The following is a 17596-nucleotide window of genomic DNA, read 5'->3' on the forward strand; positions in this document are numbered from 1 at the left end:
AAAATGAATACGGAGAGATTTGCGCTAAGGCATGTGGGAATCAGACCGCAGGACCTGAACCATATGCTTCAAACCATCGGGGTTGACAGCCTTGATCAGCTTATAGAAGAAACCATTCCAGGGGAAATTCAGTTGGATAAACCACTGCAACTGGACCAGCCCATAAGCGAAGCAGAATTTCTGAACCATCTGCAATCAGTATCGAAGAAAAACAAGGTATTTAAAAACTATATCGGCCTGGGATATCACGACTGTGTAACCCCTTCCGTTATTAAGCGAAATATCCTTGAAAACCCAGGTTGGTATACAGCTTATACCCCTTACCAGGCTGAAATTGCCCAGGGTCGGCTGGAAGCCCTTCTGAATTTTCAGACCATGGTTTCCGACCTTACCGGAATGGAACTATCCAATGCTTCTTTACTGGATGAAAGTACGGCTGCCGCAGAAGCCATGACTATGCTTCATCATTTGCGAAGCAGGGATCAAAAGAAACTGGGCGTTAACAAATTCTTTGTTTCGGAAAATGTATTGCCACAGACGGTTTCGTTGCTCACTACCCGATCCAAACCCATGGGTATAGAGCTAGAGGTAGGCGATCATCGGGATTTTGATTATGGGACAGACTATTTTGGAGCACTTCTGCAATATCCGGGGAAATATGGCCAGGTTGAAGATATTGGCTCTTTCATTGCCCACTGTCAGGCTAATAATATAAAGGTTGCCGTAGCTGCGGACCTGCTAAGTCTGGTCTTGCTGACCCCTCCGGGTGAAATGGGAGCTGATGTAGTTGTGGGAACCACCCAGCGTTTCGGTATTCCGCTTGGTTATGGCGGACCGCATGCAGCATATTTTGCCACGCGTGAAGCTTACAAAAGGCACATCCCGGGCAGGATTATCGGTATCACCTTAGATTTGGATAACCAGCCCGCCTTGCGAATGGCGCTTCAAACACGGGAGCAACATATAAAACGGGATAAGGCAACATCCAACATCTGTACAGCACAGGTGCTGCTGGCCGTTATGGCAGGAGCCTATGGGGTATACCACGGTCCTGATGGGTTCCGGCATATCGCAAATGAAATACACAGGAAGGCAAAGATCCTCAACGCTTTTCTTTGTGATTCAGGAATTGAACAGGAGAACGAGCTGTTTTTTGACACTTTAAAGATCCGTGTTGAAAATATTGATACAGTAAAACAACTGGCCGAAGAACGGGAGATCAACCTGAATTATATTGACGATAAAACCCTTTCGATCTCGCTTAATGAAGCTACCACCCAAAAAGACCTGATGGAACTGGCGGGATGTTTGGACGGCTCTGGGAGCCTTGTTGACCTCTCCCCCTACCAGTCCACATCCGAGGATATTTTTCCGGAGAGCCTTAAGCGGTCCTCTTCGTTTATGGAACACGAAGTCTTCAATTCCTATCATTCTGAAACAGAATTGATGCGATACCTCAAAAAACTCGAGCGTAAGGACCTGGCCCTGAACCATTCCATGATTCCGCTGGGTTCATGCACAATGAAACTGAATGCAGCTACAGAGATGCTTCCCCTCAGTACTCCGGAATGGGGGAACATCCACCCTTTTGCTCCTGTAGAACAGGCAGCCGGTTACCATGAGGTCCTTCGTAAACTGGAAGATGACCTTACGACCATTACCGGTTTTGCTGCTACTTCGCTTCAGCCTAATTCCGGGGCACAGGGAGAATATTCCGGTTTGATGACTATAAGGGCGTATCACGAATCACGCGGGGATACACACAGGAATATCTGTATCATTCCTGCCTCTGCACATGGTACTAATCCCGCTTCCGCTGTAATGGCAGGAATGAAGGTGGTGGTTACCAAAACAGATGATCACGGAAATATTGATTTAGTTGACCTGGAAGAAAAGGTAATTGCCAATTCTGAAAACCTGGCGGCTCTTATGATTACGTATCCCTCAACACATGGGGTTTACGAATCCTCTATCCGTAAAATCACCCAATTGATCCATGAGAACGGCGGACAGGTTTACATGGATGGTGCCAATATGAATGCCCAGGTTGGTCTTACCCATCCTGCCGCCATAGGCGCTGATGTTTGCCACCTGAATTTACATAAGACCTTTGCTATTCCACATGGTGGTGGTGGTCCGGGAGTAGGCCCTATTTGTGTGGCATCCCAACTGGCTCCCTTTCTGCCAGGCCACCCCGTAATAAGCACCGGAGGAGAACACGCCATTACCGCTATCTCGGCTGCCCCCTGGGGAAGTCCACTGGCCTGCCTAATCTCCTATGGATATATAAAAATGCTGGGGGAAGAAGGGCTTAAAGAGGCAACCAAAATTGCCATACTCAATGCCAACTATATCAAAAACAGGCTGGAAGAGAAATACAAAATTCTGTATACAGGGGAAAAGGGCAGGGCTGCTCATGAAATGATCATTGATTGCAGGCCTTTCAAACAGTATGGCATAGAGGTTACGGATATCGCCAAAAGATTGATGGATTATGGCTTCCATGCCCCAACAGTATCCTTCCCGGTTGCAGGAACCATGATGATTGAACCTACTGAAAGTGAAAGTCTGGCTGAACTGGACCGTTTTTGCGATGCCATGCTTGCTATCTACGGCGAAATTGAACTTGCTGGCCAGGGAGAGGAACGTTACCTGCAATTGCTTAAGAACGCTCCTCACACAATGGCCATGGTAAGTTCGGATGTCTGGCCATACGAATATACCCGCCAGGAAGCAGCATATCCTCTGCCTTACGTGGCTGATAACAAATTCTGGCCCAGTGTGAGGAGGGTTGATGATGCCTATGGGGATAGAAACCTGATGTGTAGTTGTGCCCCTATGGCAGCTTATGCCTGACCGTGTTTGGAATGCGTTACCTGAACCGGGGAATCGTTAGGGTTTAAAAGTTTAATAATGAGTTTATTATAGCCCTGATTGGAGGTGTTGGGTATCGTAGAAACCAGCATTATAAGGTTCAACGCATAAGTAAATTTGGTTATATTATCACCTTTGTAACTATTGGAAAAAGTATGATGAACGTTGGATTAAGAGGAACAGGGTGTTATATCCCTTCCATAAAAACTACAAATCAGGATTTTCAGGAACACAATTTCCTGAACAGCAACGGGGCGCCATTCGACCAGCCTACTACTGTAATTATTGATAAATTCAAGGCTATTACAGGTATTAAAGAAAGACGCTATGCACGTGATGATTACAATACTTCCGATCTTGGTTTCTACGCAGCACAGCGGGCTATTGAGGATGCGGGAATAGACCCGGAGCATCTGGACTATATTATTTTTGCCCATAATTTTGGAAATGTAACCAAAGGGCATGCACAATCCGATATGTTGCCCACCCTGGCTACTCGGGTTAAAAACCAGCTCAGAATTAAGAACCCCCGTTGCGTGGCCTATGACATGCTTTTCGGCTGTCCGGGCTGGGTGGAAGGAGTTATACAGGCAAATGCTTTCATTAAGAGTGGCATGGCTAAAAATTGCCTGGTTATTGGTGCAGAAACCTTATCCCGGGTTGTAGATCCCGTAGACCGGGACTCCATGATTTATTCCGATGGGGCCGGAGCCTGTGTTTTATCCTCGGAAGGCAGCTCGGGGAGTATCCTGGCACATGGATCCCTCACTTATGCCAACGAAGAAGCGTATTTCCTGTTCAATGGCGAAACCTACAATAAGGAAAGCAACGATACTACCCAATATATCAAGATGTATGGGCGTAAGATCTATGAATTTGCCATTTCACACGTGCCCAAGGCCATGAAAGAATGCCTTGAAGAAAGTGGTGTTCCCATAACTGAGCTTAAGAAGATATTCATCCATCAGGCCAATGAAAAAATGGATGAAGCTATAGTGGGCCGTTTTTACCGACTTTACGGCATGAAGCCACCTGAAGATGTTATGCCCATGAATATCAGAAAACTGGGCAACAGTTCCGTTGCTACTATACCAACCTTATTTGACATGGTTAAACGTGGGCAACTGGAAGGTCACCACATTGAGGAAGGGGATATCGTTATGTTTGCCAGCGTTGGTGCAGGAATGAATATCAATGCTTTTGTATATCGTTGTTGATTCCTTATGTACGAAAAATCGTATCCAAGCAAGCGATATAGCGAAACAATCACTTTCCTTGAAAAGCATATAGGAAAACCAGCTCATATTCTTGATCTGGGAGTAGAAAACCCGTTTTCAGATATTATGAAAGAGCGTGGGTATGAGGTGGAGAATACCAGTGGTGAAGACCTGGACATGAACCTTGGTGCGGTAAGCAAATCATCTGCGGAGGTAGTAACAGCCTTCGAGATCCTGGAACACATGGTGGCTCCCTTCAATGTTCTTAAGGCTATAAAAACCAAAAAACTGGTGGCCAGCGTTCCGCTGAAACTCTGGTTTGCCAGTGCATACAGAAGCAAAGAGGATCCCTGGGACAGGCATTATCATGAATTTGAGGACTGGCAGTTCGACTGGTTACTGGACAAAGCCGGATGGGAAATCAAAGACCGGCATAAATGGACACATCCTGTTAAGAAAATAGGGCTCAGACCTTTGTTAAGGTGGTTCACTCCCAGATACTATATTGTGTACGCAGAACGCAGAAACAGCTAAAAGTTCCCGGCACACTATGGAGTATTACATTATTATCCCCGCGCATAATGAGGCCGAATTTCTTGCAGGCACACTGGATTCTGTAGTAGCCCAAAGCCTGCCACCAAAAAAGGTTATTGTTGTTAACGACCATTCTACAGATGATACCGAGGGTATCATTGATGGCTATGTAAAAAAGCATCCCTTCATTCAAAAGAGAAACCGCCATTCATCTGAGCAGCATATGCCTGGAAGTAAAGTGATTCAAACCTTTAATTATGGTTTGGAATTGCTTGATGACGCGTATGACTTTTTGGTAAAACTGGATGCAGATATCATCCTGCCTCCTGATTATTTCAAACACATTGCCAGGATTTTCCAGGAGAATCCACAAGTGGGTATAGCCGGAGGGTTCGCTTATGAAAAGGATACCAAAGGTGAATGGAAACGCAACCATCCCATGAATAATGACCACGTTAGAGGTGCATTTAAATCGTACTCCAAATCCTGTTTTAAGGCAATAGGAGGGTTAAAAGCAGCAATGGGCTGGGATACGGTTGACGAACTCCTGGCTTTATTTCATGGCTTTGCCATTTATACCGATGAAACGCTGAGGGTCAAACATTTAAGACCTATTGGAGCTGCTTATAACAAGCGTGCCAAATTTTTACAGGGGGAAGCCATGTATGCCCTGCGTTACGGCTTGGGTATTACCATAATTGCTTCCCTCAAGATGGCTCTAAAATCAAAAAAACTACCTGCATTTATAGATAACCTTAGGGGTTACCTTTCTGCCAGGAAAAACAAAAAACCCTATATCGTATCAGAAGAAGAAGGACGCTTTATCCGAAAACACCGCTGGCAGGGGATACGCAAAAAACTATTCTAACACGGCTTCAATAGGGCTTCCCGTGGTTCCGTTGGGAAATGCTATACCCAGGAGCGAGGCAATAGTCGGAGCGATATCTGGAGTTTCGGTCCGTGCAGCCGTACTCCCCTTTTTTATTCCCTTACCATAAAATAACAAGGGCGTATGTGTGTCGTACACCTGTGGAGAACCGTGTTCAGATCCTTTGCTAGTTCCAAAAGCATATCCATGTTCCAGCACAAATAAAACATCACCTGATCGTGTTGGGTGATACCCATTCTGCAGGATGTGAGGTATCCCTGCCCTGTAATCATTGTTAATCATCTGATAACCGGTATACACCTGGCTTATTCCCTTATACTTGAGGATTTCAGCAGCAATTTCTTCTTGCACTTCCCTTAAGCTGAGATCGAGGTTTTGAATTAAGTCATAATCCAGAAAAAGCTGGGCATTGGAATAATCCTTTATCAGATCAGATGTCCCATATCGATAACTTAAAAAGTCATCCAATTTCTTTCTGTGCCATGAAAAACTAAAATTACCAGCTGGAATACCAGCATCTTTCAGGTAAGCAGGAACATTTACGGCAGCATGGTCCGCAGTCAGAAACACGGTATACTGTCCTTCGCCTACCTTTTTGTCCAGCTCCGCAAACAAACGCTCCAGGTCCTTGTCTAACCTTAAATAGGTATCCTGCACTTCCTTGGAATTAACTCCGAATTGATGCCCGATACGATCAGTACTGGAATAGCTAATCGCCAAAAAATCTGTTATGTCATCTTCACCCAGATTTTCATTGTCCAAGGCCTCAAAAACAAAATCGGTAGTAAGACTATTACCATAAGGTGAATCGAAAATCATCTCATATTGTTCGTTTGCCTCCCAGAGGCTTGGCAGGTTGTGAGGAAAAACCGGCGCGGACTCCCCATTAAAGGCTTCTTCGTAGGGGGTATTGTCGGCCCCGCTCTCAAGGTAAGTATCAATAGGTTTTAATGTATTCCAGACCTTCTTATACTTATCAACCGATCCGGAAGCATTAAACTGTTTTACCCATGCCGGGAGCTCTTCCATGTAATAAGAACTGCTAATCCATTTACCTTCTGATTCCCCTGAAAACCAGTAGGCAGCACTGGCTGTATGGCCTCCTGGAAATACAGCTCCACGATGTTTTAAAGATATGGCAATCACTTTTGATCGCATTTGAGTATGCAGTCGGAGTTCATCCGTTATTGTTGAAACTAACATGCGGTGAGGGGACATTTTGCCATCTTCGGATTGGGTCCCAATGGGAAGCTGATCAGGGTCTGAGGCGCAATAGACCTCAGCACCGCTTTCTTTGTCGTAATAGTCATTGCCTATAATTCCATGTACCGCCGGTGTGGTACCCGTATAGACGGAAGCATGTCCCGGGCCAGTTTTGGTAGGGGCGTAATTGAAATGGTTATTACGGCAATTAAAACCCTCATTAACCAGGCGTTTGAAGCCTCCTTCACCATAGTGACCCCAAAAGCGCGTAAGGTAGTCGTAGCGCATTTGGTCTACAATAATACCCACTACCAATTTAGGCCGTGTAAAAGGTGCGGTCTGTTCCGTATCTCCAGAATTGCGAACCTTATTCTTCTTCTGTGCATACAGGGTATTATCTGCACTAAAAATGATGAAAAACAGAGCCAGTACAAACTGTTGAAAACGCTTCATAGAAATCAATTTTAATCTTCAAAAATAGCGAATTAAGGACTCAAAAAAGGGAATCAAAAGTCAAATGAAAGTTAATATTGTTATTTTTACGCAAAGAAGTTTACGCCGTTTAGATGAACTACCTTTCCGCTATTGGAAGCTATGCCATTATGGTTCGCGAGGTTTTCAAAAAACCAACCAAATGGGCAATAATGAGGAATTTGATCCTCAAGGAAATAGATGAACTTATCTTCGGTTCTCTTGGAATTATCATATTCATATCTATATTCATTGGAGGTGTTGTGGCTATACAGACAGCCCTCAACCTGACCAATCCGCTGATCCCTAAAAACCTGATTGGTTTTGCTACCAGACAATCCGTAATCCTTGAATTTGCTCCTACATTTACTTCCATTATCATGGCGGGCAAGGTGGGTTCCTATATCACCTCCAGCATTGGTACCATGAGGGTAACGGAGCAAATTGATGCCCTTGAAGTGATGGGGGTAAACTCCCTCAATTACCTTGTCTTTCCAAAGATCATTGCCATGCTTTTTTACCCCTTTATCGTGGCCATAGCCATGTATGTGGGAATTTTTGGAGGCTGGGTAGCCAATGTGCTCGGCAACCACAGCTCCAGTGCAGAATTTGTGGAGGGTATTAAGTTGGATTTCATAAGCTTCCACGTTACCTATTCCTTTATCAAGTCAGTAGTATTTGCATTTATCATAGCTACTTTGCCGTCATTCCACGGGTATTATATGAAAGGTGGTGCCCTGGATGTGGGTAAGGCCAGTACCGTAGCGTTTGTCTGGACCAGTGTGGTAATTATCATCCTGAATTTTATTCTCACTCAATTACTCCTGGGCTGATGATCGAAGTAGTAAACCTCCATAAATCCTTTGGGGATGCCCATGTTTTGAAAGGCATTACCACCACCTTTGAAAAAGGGAAGACCAACCTCATTATTGGTCAAAGTGGTTCGGGCAAGACTGTTTTTATGAAATGCCTGCTGGGTCTGATGATACCAGATGAAGGCACCATAAGTTATGATGGCAGGAGATTTGCCTTGCTATCCGGGGATGAAAGACGCGACCTTAGGCAGGACATGGGTATGGTATTCCAGGGTAGTGCCCTTTTCGATTCGATGACAGTTGAAGGAAATGTGATGTTCCCACTGGAAATGTTTACCAAACAATCCCGTTCTGAAATGGAAGACCGTGTAAACTTTGTGTTGAAGCGGGTAAACCTGGTAGATGCCCACAAAAAATTTCCCTCGGAGATTTCAGGTGGCATGCAGAAGAGAGTGGCTATTGCACGTGCCATAGTCATGAATCCGAAATACCTTTTTTGCGACGAACCCAATAGCGGACTGGATCCCAATACGGCTATCCTGATAGACAACCTCATACAGGAAATTACCAAGGAATACGACATTATTACCGTAATCAACAGTCACGATATGAATTCGGTGATGGAAATTGGTGAGAAAATCGTCTTCCTTAAAAATGGTGTTAAGGAATGGGAAGGCACCAATAAGGATATCTTCAGGACAGACAACAAGGCAATCACCGATTTTGTCTACTCCTCGGAATTATTCAAGAAAGTACGTCAGATGTATCTGAAAGACGGGGACTAATTTGCAGAGGTTTTCAATTGGATGGCATTGTTCTTAAGCCTTAATTTAAGCCATTCGTGCAATTTGCGGCTGTCCTGGACTATCTGATCACTGCTGGCAGCCTCTTTCCACTTCACTTCAAAAACAGGGACGGTATCTGTCTTGCTGAAATCGGTACGGATACTGTAATAAAAACTGAAGCCATCTAGGTTTTCATAAGAAGCTCTGGCTTCTGAACTGATATCAGCAAAGGGTATCTGTTGGGTTGCCTGACGGCTGAGGTTGGCCAGTTCAGCTTCCAGGATCCGGATACGCTCATCCTTGTTCAACAATTCAGCCTTTTTAGCCTCGTATAGTTCGTTTACATACCTGAATTTCTCCTCCGAATCATCCCTTCCGCCCTGAACTACACGGAGTTCTGCTTCTTCAAGCATTGGATATTTACTTTTCTGGTTTCGCCAGGAGTTGATCACGTTTTCCGGGATCGCTTCGTCGCCCATAATAACCAGTTCGATAAAGGAGTTTCCTTCCCTATTATATTCAATCTCAGTAAGATTGTCCATAAAACGTCCACTTTTCATAAACTGATAAACTTCAATGGTCTCGTCTATCAACTGTTTAGCCTGGTATTCGAACTGCGATTTCTGGAACACAATGTAGAAGGTATAAACTGCCGGAACCATTACCAGTAGGGCAATTAAAGAGGCAACCCGTGCGGTAAAACGCCTTTTGCGGGAATTGGCGTACCGAACCATTGGAAAACGCAGGTATTTAATCACCAGAAAGGTTGCAAGCCCAATAAAAATGGTGTTGATAATAAACAAATACATGGCTCCACCTGCATAGTTCAGATTCCCTATGGCCAATCCAAAACCGACGGTACAAAGGGGTGGCATCAGGGCCGTAGCGATGGCCACACCAAAAATCACCGAGGCAATGGTACCCTTTTTTGCACGGGCAATTACCAGTGCCAGTCCACCAAAAAAGGCAATAAGCACGTCCCGGATATCAGGTGCAGTCCTGGCCAGCAGTTCTGAAGATTCATCCCGAAGTGGAAAGAATTTGAAAAAAAGAAAAGCGGTAAGTACACTTAAAATTACCATAACCCCAAAATTCTTAAGCGACCTCCTCAGTGTAAAAATATCATTTATGGCCACGGACATACCCATACCTAAAATTGGACCCATGAGGGGAGAAATTAACATGGCCCCGATAACCACAGCAGTGGAATTGGCGTTAAGCCCGACAGAGGCGATAAATATGGAACAAATCAGGATCCATGACGTATGTCCTTTAAAAGGAATATCCGCAATTATGGCTTCCCTGGTTGCATCCTGGTCTGTGTTTTGCCTGATATTCAAAAGCTCGGAAAGGAACTTGCGCACATTTCCAATAAGGCCCTGGAAATCTCGCTTTATTTCCTCACCGCTTCCATTTCCATCACCTGGCGATTGAATATTTTCCTTTTCAAGTCCCTCGTTTATCATCTCCTAAACATAGTGTTTTCCAAATTTTTCTCCTACCACAGACCTGATTTTCTTGATATCCTGTTCCTTGCTTTTCGGAACAATCATCAGAACTTCCTCTTTGTCCACAATAATATAATCACTTAAGCCGTCAAGCACAACAAGCTTACCTTCAGGCACATGGATGATGTTTCCAACAGCATCCTGACTTATAAATTTCCCATTTACCACAACATTCCGACGTTGGTTTTCGGCCAGTTCATCATATAAAGCCCCCCATGTACCAAGATCATTCCAGTCAAACGTTGCCAGGAGCACCATAGTGGTTTCAGCATGCTCCAGGATGGCATAGTCAATGGAAATATTTTCAGCCTGAGGATAGTGTGTCGCAATAAACTCAGCTTCCTGCTCCGTATTCAGCACCGGTATACCTGCTTTGAACAGGCTGTACATTTCTGGCTGGTATTTGGCGAAGGCATCAATGATTGTTCTGGCACTCCAGATAAAAATACCGGCATTCCAAAGGAAATTCCCCTGCTCCAGAAAGCTCTGTGCGGTAACATAATCGGGTTTTTCCCGGAATTGCTTCACAGTCCTCAGGCCTTCTTCCTTTTCTTCCTTTTCCAATTCAATATACCCGTATCCGGTAGTTGGAAAAGTTGGCTTTATCCCCAGGGTACACAAAACAGATTCCGATTTGCTTTTTTCAAAACAAAGGGTAACGTCATTTTTAAATGCTTCTTCATCCTCAATCCAGTGGTCACTGGGAGCTACCAGCATCAAAGCATCGGGGTTTTGTTTTTGGATCTTAAGCGCCGCGTATAAAATGCAAGGGCCTGTATTCCGCATAGCCGGCTCCGGAATAACCTGGGATTTATCAATTTCCGGGAGTTGCTCCATAACCAGGTCCTGGTATATTTCATTGGTGAGCACGTAAATATTTTCAGCAGGTATAAATCGCTTCAAACGATTAAAAGTCTTTTGGATGAGGGTATGCCCGCTTCCCAGCAAATCGTGGAATTGCTTCGGGTATTCCCTGGTACTTACGGGCCAAAAGCGGGAACCTACCCCTCCAGCCATGAGAATCGCGTAATAATTATTGTTCATATGATTAATTGCCTAAATGTTCAACTTCTGTATGGGGTTGGAAAAGGTAGACCTTTCCCGAATGCAGCTCAGCGCATTCAAAGCGTTTAACACGCTGATGCCCTTTCCTGAATTGCCTGCCATTATGTATACTGAAAACACTTCCCGCTGGCAAATCCAAAAGATATATCCTTTCTTCCTTCCCGTCATATCGATTCAAAGCTAGAGATAATTTTGCATCCACGGCACTGCTGGCTTTGGGATTGATAAAATGTTTAGCCAGATGCGGCAGAAGCTCGGATGGAAAGATATCCGGCCTCAAAAAGGGAAGCATTAAATCCTTAAAGGTTTGTTTCCATTCGATTCCATGAGGTTTAATCCGCCTGCCATATACTTCAAAGGCCTTAAGATGTGCGATCTCATGTATTAAAGTGATCAGGAAACGATAGGGGTTCAGGGAGGAATTGACTGTAATCTGGTGGTATCCCAACGCAGTCCTTTTGTAATCTCCATGTTTGCTAACGCGATGGTTAACGACCTTTACCTCTACCCTGTGACTGCCTAACAAATCAACACAGGGATCAATCGCAGTATCGGGGATATAGTGCATCAATAACTCCTTCATGGAACCAAAAATAGGCCTAAATGATAAGTAGATGAAACAATTAAGCTGTACTTTTTTACTAAATATTCTTACTTATCTAAGATTCCCAGACAACCTTTTGAAGATATTGGAATCTTAGCAGTATTATGAAAAGACTATTATTTGCCATGGGGGCAATCATCCTTTTAAACGGATGTGATGGTCCTGAAGTTACAACAGACATTGTTGGAGAATGGACTCTGATAGAGGTATTGGCAGACCCAGGAGACGGAAGTGGCCGATTCAGATCTGTAAGCAGCGATAAACAAATCACTTTTTTTGAAGATGGCATCTATACTTCCAGGGGTTCTATTTGCGATTTTTCCATAGAATCGGAAGGTACAATTACTGGAACATACGCATTATCGGATTCCGGTTATTGGATAGATTGTGCCGATTCAGTGGATTATTCAATTGGTCTCCGTCTTGAGGGCGGATTCCTTATTATAACCTTCCCCTGTTTTGAACCCTGCCTTCAGAAGTTCAGGAAACGAAATTAGGGGGTTGACTTGGAAACCGGCAGCACCTTTCCGTTATAGTACTGGTGCCCTGCCAGGGCAAAGTCCTGAATGTAAGCCGCCATTTCCTGGGCACTCAAAGGTGCCTGGTAGCCCGGAAATGCCTCCTCCAGCATCTCAGTTTGCACAGCTCCAAGTGCCAGGACATTAAAGGAGGGCCCCTTTTCCTTGTATTCTTCGGCCAGCAATTCTGTTAAGGTAATCAGTGCGCCCTTGCTGCTGCTGTAGGCAGATAACCCCGGGAATTTGGCACTCCCCTGAACGCCCCCCATCGAACTGATGTTAACAACATGGCCTCCTTGATTCATAAAGGGCAGGACCGCCCTGATCAGCCTGGCAACGCCAAAAACGTTCACTGCATAAACGGCTTCAAATTCTGATGCCGTGGTTTCCTCAAAGGGTTTATTCAGCAATAATCCGGCATTGTTGATGAGCACATCTACCTCTTTCCATTCTCCGGCTATGAACTTTATTACCTTCTCAATGTCCGATGTACTGGTGATGTCGAATGGAAAATGAGCAACGGCATCCAATTGCAGGGTAGCAACCGGATCAGGGTTTCGCGACAAGGCCAGCACCCGGTGCCCGCAATCGGCAAAGCGTTTAACCATTTCTAATCCTATACCTCTGCTGGTCCCTGTAATTATTATGTTCGCCATTATTTCAATTTAACCGTCTGACCCGGGCTGTTGGTGAGTCCTTCAATAATAGGAATCATCTTATTTATCAGGCCCGACATATGTTTGTAGTCCAACTCCTCCGGTTCATCTGTTGCCCTGTGATAATGAGGATAATTGCTAAAGTCAAATGTACAAAACGTATGGGAGGGAATTTTGAAATTACCGTAGAAAGGGAAGTTGTCCGATCTCTCAAAGACGTTGAACTTATCTTCATCAGGAAGATATCCAATAGGCTCATCGGATACTAGGGAGTTTGCAATTTCAGCCAGATTGGACTTGGCATAGCCGGTAATGTACATGAGGTAATCCTCTGTTTTCATAGGAACACCTGTCATTTCAAAATTCAGCATCAGGTAAAGATTAACCCCTTCCGCCTTTAATCTTTGGGCCAGGTGGCGGGAACCCAGCAATCCTTTTTCCTCTGCACTGAACAAAGCAAAAATCAAACTGCGTTTATTGGTTTTCCCCTTACCGAAATAGCGCGATAGTTCCAGGACCGTGGCAGTACCTGAGGCATTGTCATTGGCCCCGTTGGCAATAGAGTCTCCATTAATCACATTAACAAGACCGATATGATCATAATGTGCCCCGATAAGAATGTACTCCTTTCGCAATTCCGGGTCCTGCCCAGGAAGGAAACCCACTATATTGCAAGCAGTAGTTTTGGAATTTAAAAGGGTATCCCTATATCCTGAAAAGTAAGGTCTCAGCTCATTCTGGACAAAGAGTTTTTCTAAAAATTCTGCTGCATAATCAATTTCAAGGCTTCCGGTTTCCCTGCCTTTCATTTCATCCGAAGACAAGTAATATACCAGCTGCTTTATGTGGGTACTATCTGTAAACATTTCCCCCTTAACCGGCCTGGCATTATTTTGCAGGACATTGTTCATTTCTGCTTTACGACCATGTCCCAAAATAATTTCTACCACTTCTCCTTCCTTAGCCCGCTTCTGCGAAGCACAACTCAGGATTACGAGAAAGCTCAGAATCACCGTAAGATACCTGTACATAATAAACTACCCATTTAAAACAAAAGCATCTTTTGCAGGAACAAGAGATGCTTTTTGATTAACTTTTTTCTTAACCCTTGTGATCAGGCCAGCATGGTCACCGGATTTTCCAGGTACATCCTTAGTGTCTGGAGGAACTGGGCCCCCGTGGCACCATCCACGGTACGGTGGTCGCAAGCCAGAGAAAGCTTCATGGTGTTGCCAACTACGATGTTTCCATTTTTGACAACTGGTTTTTCCACGATTGCCCCAACAGAAAGAATTGCAGAGTTCGGCTGATTGATAATTGAGGTAAACTCCAAAATACCAAACATACCCAGGTTGGAAACCGTAAAAGTACTTCCTTCCATTTCAGCAGGTGTAAGCTTTTTGTTGCGGGCCCTGCCTGCGAGGTCTTTTACTGCAGCTCCTATCTGCGTCAGAGACATCTGGTCCGTAAAAGGGATTACCGGTACTACCAAACCATCTTCTACAGCTACAGCCACACCTATATTTATGTGCTTATTGTACTTTGTAGTATCATTATTCCAGCTGGTATTCACTTGTGGGTGCTTCTTCAGAGCCATCGCACAGGCTTTTACTACCATATCGTTAAATGATACTTTGGTATCAGGTATATCGTTGATTTGAGACCTGGAAGCTATAGCATTGTCCATGTCTACCTCAATCATCAGATAGTAATGGGGAGCGGTAAACTTAGATTCGCTGAGCCTGCGGGCAATTACTTTACGCATCTGAGAATTCTTAACCTCCTCTACCTGCTCTTCTCCAACCGGAAGGACTACAGAAGGTGCAACAGGGGATGCTGCAGTTTCTGTTGATGCCGGTATTGACGGAGCTGCCGCAGCTGGAGCTTTGTAATTCTCAATATCTCTTTTGATTATCCTGCCGTGATCTCCCGTACCGGAAACAGTACTTAAATCAATACCCTTCTCTTCGGCCATTTTCCTAGCCAGGGGAGAAACGAAGAGTCGTTCGCCATTTGCAGACGGAGCCGGTACAGCCGTGGCCTGCACCTCAGCTATGGTGTCCGGGGCGGCTGCTTTATCTTCAACTTTTTCAGGGGTCGCAGCTACTGGTGCTCCGCCTGCCAATACAGCACTGACATCCGTTCCGGCAGGGCCAATTATGGCCAGTACCTCATCTACAGGTGCTGATTCGCCTTCCCCTATTCCAATATGCAGAAGTGTTCCGGAGTAAAAAGACTCAAATTCCATGGTGGCCTTATCCGTCTCAATTTCAGCAAGGATATCTCCTTCTTCAACAGTGTCTCCGACTTTCTTCAACCAGGTCGCAACGGTACCCTCTTCCATAGTATCACTCAGGCGGGGCATCTTAACAATTTCAACACCTTCGGGAATTTCTGCAGATGCAGCTGGTGCTGGTGCAGCTTCCCCGGCTTCCTCTGCGGGAGCCTGAGGTTTAGCTTCCTGTTTTGAGCCTCCATCAAGCAAGGCCGAAATGTCTTCCCCTTCATCGCCAATAATAGCCAGCAAAGAGTCTACGGGGGCTCCATCGCCTTCCTGTATTCCTATGTGCAAAAGCACACCCTCGTGGAAAGACTCAAATTCCATGGTGGCCTTATCAGTTTCTATCTCTGCCAGGATATCGCCCTCTTCCACTTTATCTCCAACATTCTTAAGCCATTTAGCCACGGTTCCTTCCTCCATGGTATCGCTTAGCCTGGGCATGTTGATTATTTGCGCCATTTGTCTATAATTTATGTGGTAAGAAAGGATAGTCCTCCTGTTCGTAAACTACGTCGTACAATTGCTCTACAGGAGGATAGGCAGATTCTTCTGCAAACTGTTCACATTCCTTGACCTTATCCTTTACGCGTTTGTCTATTTCCTTAATTTCTTCTTCGGTGGCATATTTCTTATCCAGGAGCACCTCTTTAACCTGTGTAATTGGGTCAATTTTTTTGTATTCCTCTACTTCTTCTTTAGTCCTGTAGTGCTGTGCATCCGACATAGAGTGCCCTCGGTAGCGATAGGTTTTCATCTCGAGGAAAGTTGGTCCTCCCCCACTGCGTGCCCGCTCAATTGCCTTGCTCATCTCCTGTGCTACTTTTTTTGGATCCATTCCGTCAACGGGGGCAGAAGGCATTTCATATCCCAGGCCAAGTTTCCAGATTTCTTCATGGTGCGCCGTACGGGCAACAGAAGTTCCCATAGCATAACCATTGTTTTCGCACACGAAAACTACAGGCAATTGCCAGAGCATAGCCAGGTTGAAGGTTTCGTGCAAACTTCCCTGCCGCACGGCACCATCTCCCATATAACACAAGGTCACAGAATCTCGTTTAAAATATTTATCAGCAAAGGCCAGTCCTGCTCCGAGGGGGATCTGACCCCCTACAATACCGTGACCGCCATAGAAGCGATGTTCTTTATTGAAAATATGCATTGACCCACCCATACCCTTGGAGGTACCGGTAACCTTTCCATACAACTCTGCCATAACCCTTCTGGGGTCCACACCCATTCCTATGGGCTGCACGTGGTTCCGGTAAGCCGTAATCATTCTGTCCTTGGTAAGATCCATGGCGTGAAGTGCACCAGCTAAAACTGCCTCCTGACCATTGTAAAGATGCAGGAAACCGCGAACCTTCTGCTGAATATAAACTGCTGCAAGCTTGTCTTCAAACTTTCTCCAGAACAGCATATCCTCATACCATTTCAGATAAACCTCTTTAGTTATTTTCTCCATGAATCAGGTTTCTTTTGATTTTAGCATTCCCGGGGAGCAATAGGTTTGCCCCCAAAAATGGAAAACAAAAATACACATTAAATCCATTGAGAAAAAGAAATGCCGAAAAAGGGGAAATAGAAAGTAACCGGGTTTACTGCTGTTCTTTCAGGAATACCGTAGCAAAGGTGATCATCCCAGAAAATCATTGTTGAAAGCCAGTGGCAATAAAGTTTCTATTGACCTGCATTTGAATACCCTTCCGTCACTGCCCATCATCAAAATACTGATGGGTTTTTGCTGTTTGCTTTCGTACTCATAAATGGCCTGCCTGCAGTTGCCGCATGGCGCTGCCGGTTTTCCTGAATCCGATTTCTCGGGGGCAGCTACTATGGCTATTGATTTAACTGTTACTCCGGGGTTACTGGCACCAGCCTGAAAGATCGCTACCCGTTCCGCGCATAATCCTGAAGGAAAAGAGGCATTCTCCTGGTTGCTGCCAATAATAATTGCACCGTTCTCCAGCTGAACTGCGGCACCCACTTTGAATCGGGAATAAGGGGCATAGGCGTCCTCCCTTGCCTCACTTGCCCTCTTTAGCAGTAGCTGCTCCTCGGGGCTGAGTTCTCCAACATCATGGTAAATGTTGATTTCGCTTACAATGCTTTTCTTTTCCATATTGGTATTGCAATGAGTGTAAAAATAAGAAAACCTGCCGTGAAGCAGGTTTTTCCT

At 44.9% G+C, this 17596-nt stretch carries 16 protein-coding genes; 7 read left to right on the plus strand and 9 right to left on the minus strand.

Features of this window, described 5'->3' with window-relative positions:
- The first annotated feature begins 3 nt into the window (after positions 1-3).
- The 4 genes from gcvP (at position 4) to OO016_RS14010 (ending at position 5493) form a co-directional block, all read left to right on the plus strand.
- Positions 4-2856 (plus strand): aminomethyl-transferring glycine dehydrogenase, encoded by a 2853-nt coding sequence (gene gcvP, locus OO016_RS13995; protein WP_266015296.1) that lies wholly within the window; start codon positions 4-6, stop codon positions 2854-2856.
- A gap of 176 nt (positions 2857-3032) precedes the next feature.
- Positions 3033-4091, plus strand: a complete 1059-nt coding sequence (locus tag OO016_RS14000; RefSeq protein ID WP_266015518.1) for a 3-oxoacyl-ACP synthase III family protein — start codon at positions 3033-3035, stop codon at positions 4089-4091.
- Positions 4092-4097: 6 nt separating this feature from the next.
- A complete protein-coding gene (locus tag OO016_RS14005) occupies positions 4098-4625 on the plus strand; it encodes a class I SAM-dependent methyltransferase (RefSeq protein WP_266015299.1) in 528 nt (175 codons plus the stop codon).
- Between the two features lie 16 nt (positions 4626-4641).
- A complete protein-coding gene (locus OO016_RS14010) occupies positions 4642-5493 on the plus strand; it encodes a glycosyltransferase family 2 protein (protein WP_266015301.1) in 852 nt (283 codons plus the stop codon).
- Here the strand turns inward: OO016_RS14010 and pafA are convergent.
- Positions 5485-7170, minus strand: coding sequence for an alkaline phosphatase PafA (gene pafA / locus OO016_RS14015; RefSeq protein WP_266015304.1), 1686 nt, complete (start codon positions 7168-7170; stop codon positions 5485-5487). The two genes, OO016_RS14010 and pafA, sit on opposite strands and share 9 nt — an antisense overlap.
- Before the next feature lie 113 nt (positions 7171-7283).
- Between pafA and OO016_RS14020 the strand changes: the two genes are divergently transcribed.
- Both OO016_RS14020 and OO016_RS14025 read left to right on the plus strand, forming a co-directional pair.
- Entirely contained in the window at positions 7284-8021 is a 738-nt protein-coding gene (locus tag OO016_RS14020) for an MlaE family ABC transporter permease (RefSeq protein WP_266015307.1), read from the plus strand.
- Positions 8021-8788, plus strand: a complete 768-nt coding sequence (locus tag OO016_RS14025; RefSeq protein WP_266015310.1) for an ABC transporter ATP-binding protein — start codon at positions 8021-8023, stop codon at positions 8786-8788. The genes OO016_RS14020 and OO016_RS14025 overlap by 1 nt, the downstream gene beginning before the upstream one ends.
- On the opposite strand, the gene OO016_RS14030 is transcribed toward OO016_RS14025, so the two are convergent.
- Genes OO016_RS14030 through OO016_RS14040 form a run of 3 tightly spaced genes read right to left on the minus strand, consistent with a single transcriptional unit; the run spans position 8785 to position 11944 of the window.
- A complete protein-coding gene (locus tag OO016_RS14030; protein ID WP_439649337.1) occupies positions 8785-10251 on the minus strand; it encodes a DUF389 domain-containing protein in 1467 nt (488 codons plus the stop codon). The two genes, OO016_RS14025 and OO016_RS14030, sit on opposite strands and share 4 nt — an antisense overlap.
- Before the next feature lie 6 nt (positions 10252-10257).
- Positions 10258-11340 carry a mannose-1-phosphate guanylyltransferase gene (locus tag OO016_RS14035; RefSeq protein WP_266015316.1) on the minus strand — a complete coding sequence of 361 codons (1083 nt, stop codon included), beginning with the start codon at positions 11338-11340 and terminating at the stop codon, positions 10258-10260.
- Between the two features lie 4 nt (positions 11341-11344).
- Positions 11345-11944: a SprT-like domain-containing protein gene (locus tag OO016_RS14040; RefSeq protein ID WP_266015318.1), complete on the minus strand. Its 600-nt coding sequence runs from the start codon at positions 11942-11944 to the stop codon at positions 11345-11347.
- A gap of 125 nt (positions 11945-12069) precedes the next feature.
- On the opposite strand from OO016_RS14040, the gene OO016_RS14045 reads away from it, so the two are divergent.
- Complete coding sequence (locus OO016_RS14045) at positions 12070-12462, plus strand: hypothetical protein (RefSeq protein ID WP_266015321.1); 393 nt, start codon at positions 12070-12072, stop codon at positions 12460-12462.
- On the opposite strand, the gene OO016_RS14050 is transcribed toward OO016_RS14045, so the two are convergent.
- The 5 genes from OO016_RS14050 to cdd all read right to left on the minus strand — a co-directional run bounded on the left by OO016_RS14050 (position 12459) and on the right by cdd (position 17539).
- Positions 12459-13139, minus strand: a complete 681-nt coding sequence (locus OO016_RS14050) for an SDR family NAD(P)-dependent oxidoreductase (protein ID WP_266015324.1) — start codon at positions 13137-13139, stop codon at positions 12459-12461. The two genes, OO016_RS14045 and OO016_RS14050, sit on opposite strands and share 4 nt — an antisense overlap.
- A complete protein-coding gene (locus OO016_RS14055; RefSeq protein WP_266015327.1) occupies positions 13139-14170 on the minus strand; it encodes a M28 family metallopeptidase in 1032 nt (343 codons plus the stop codon). The genes OO016_RS14050 and OO016_RS14055 overlap by 1 nt, the downstream gene beginning before the upstream one ends.
- 83 nt (positions 14171-14253) lie before the next feature.
- Entirely contained in the window at positions 14254-15879 is a 1626-nt protein-coding gene (locus OO016_RS14060; protein WP_266015330.1) for a dihydrolipoyl dehydrogenase family protein, read from the minus strand.
- Positions 15880-15883: 4 nt separating this feature from the next.
- Positions 15884-16882: a pyruvate dehydrogenase (acetyl-transferring) E1 component subunit alpha gene (gene pdhA / locus OO016_RS14065; RefSeq protein WP_266015333.1), complete on the minus strand. Its 999-nt coding sequence runs from the start codon at positions 16880-16882 to the stop codon at positions 15884-15886.
- 171 nt (positions 16883-17053) lie between these two features.
- Positions 17054-17539 (minus strand): cytidine deaminase, encoded by a 486-nt coding sequence (gene cdd / locus OO016_RS14070; RefSeq protein WP_266015336.1) that lies wholly within the window; start codon positions 17537-17539, stop codon positions 17054-17056.
- Positions 17540-17596 lie beyond the last annotated feature (57 nt).

It is taken from the genome of Lentiprolixibacter aurantiacus, assembly GCF_026241225.1.
Lineage (GTDB): Bacteria > Bacteroidota > Bacteroidia > Flavobacteriales > Flavobacteriaceae > Lentiprolixibacter > Lentiprolixibacter aurantiacus.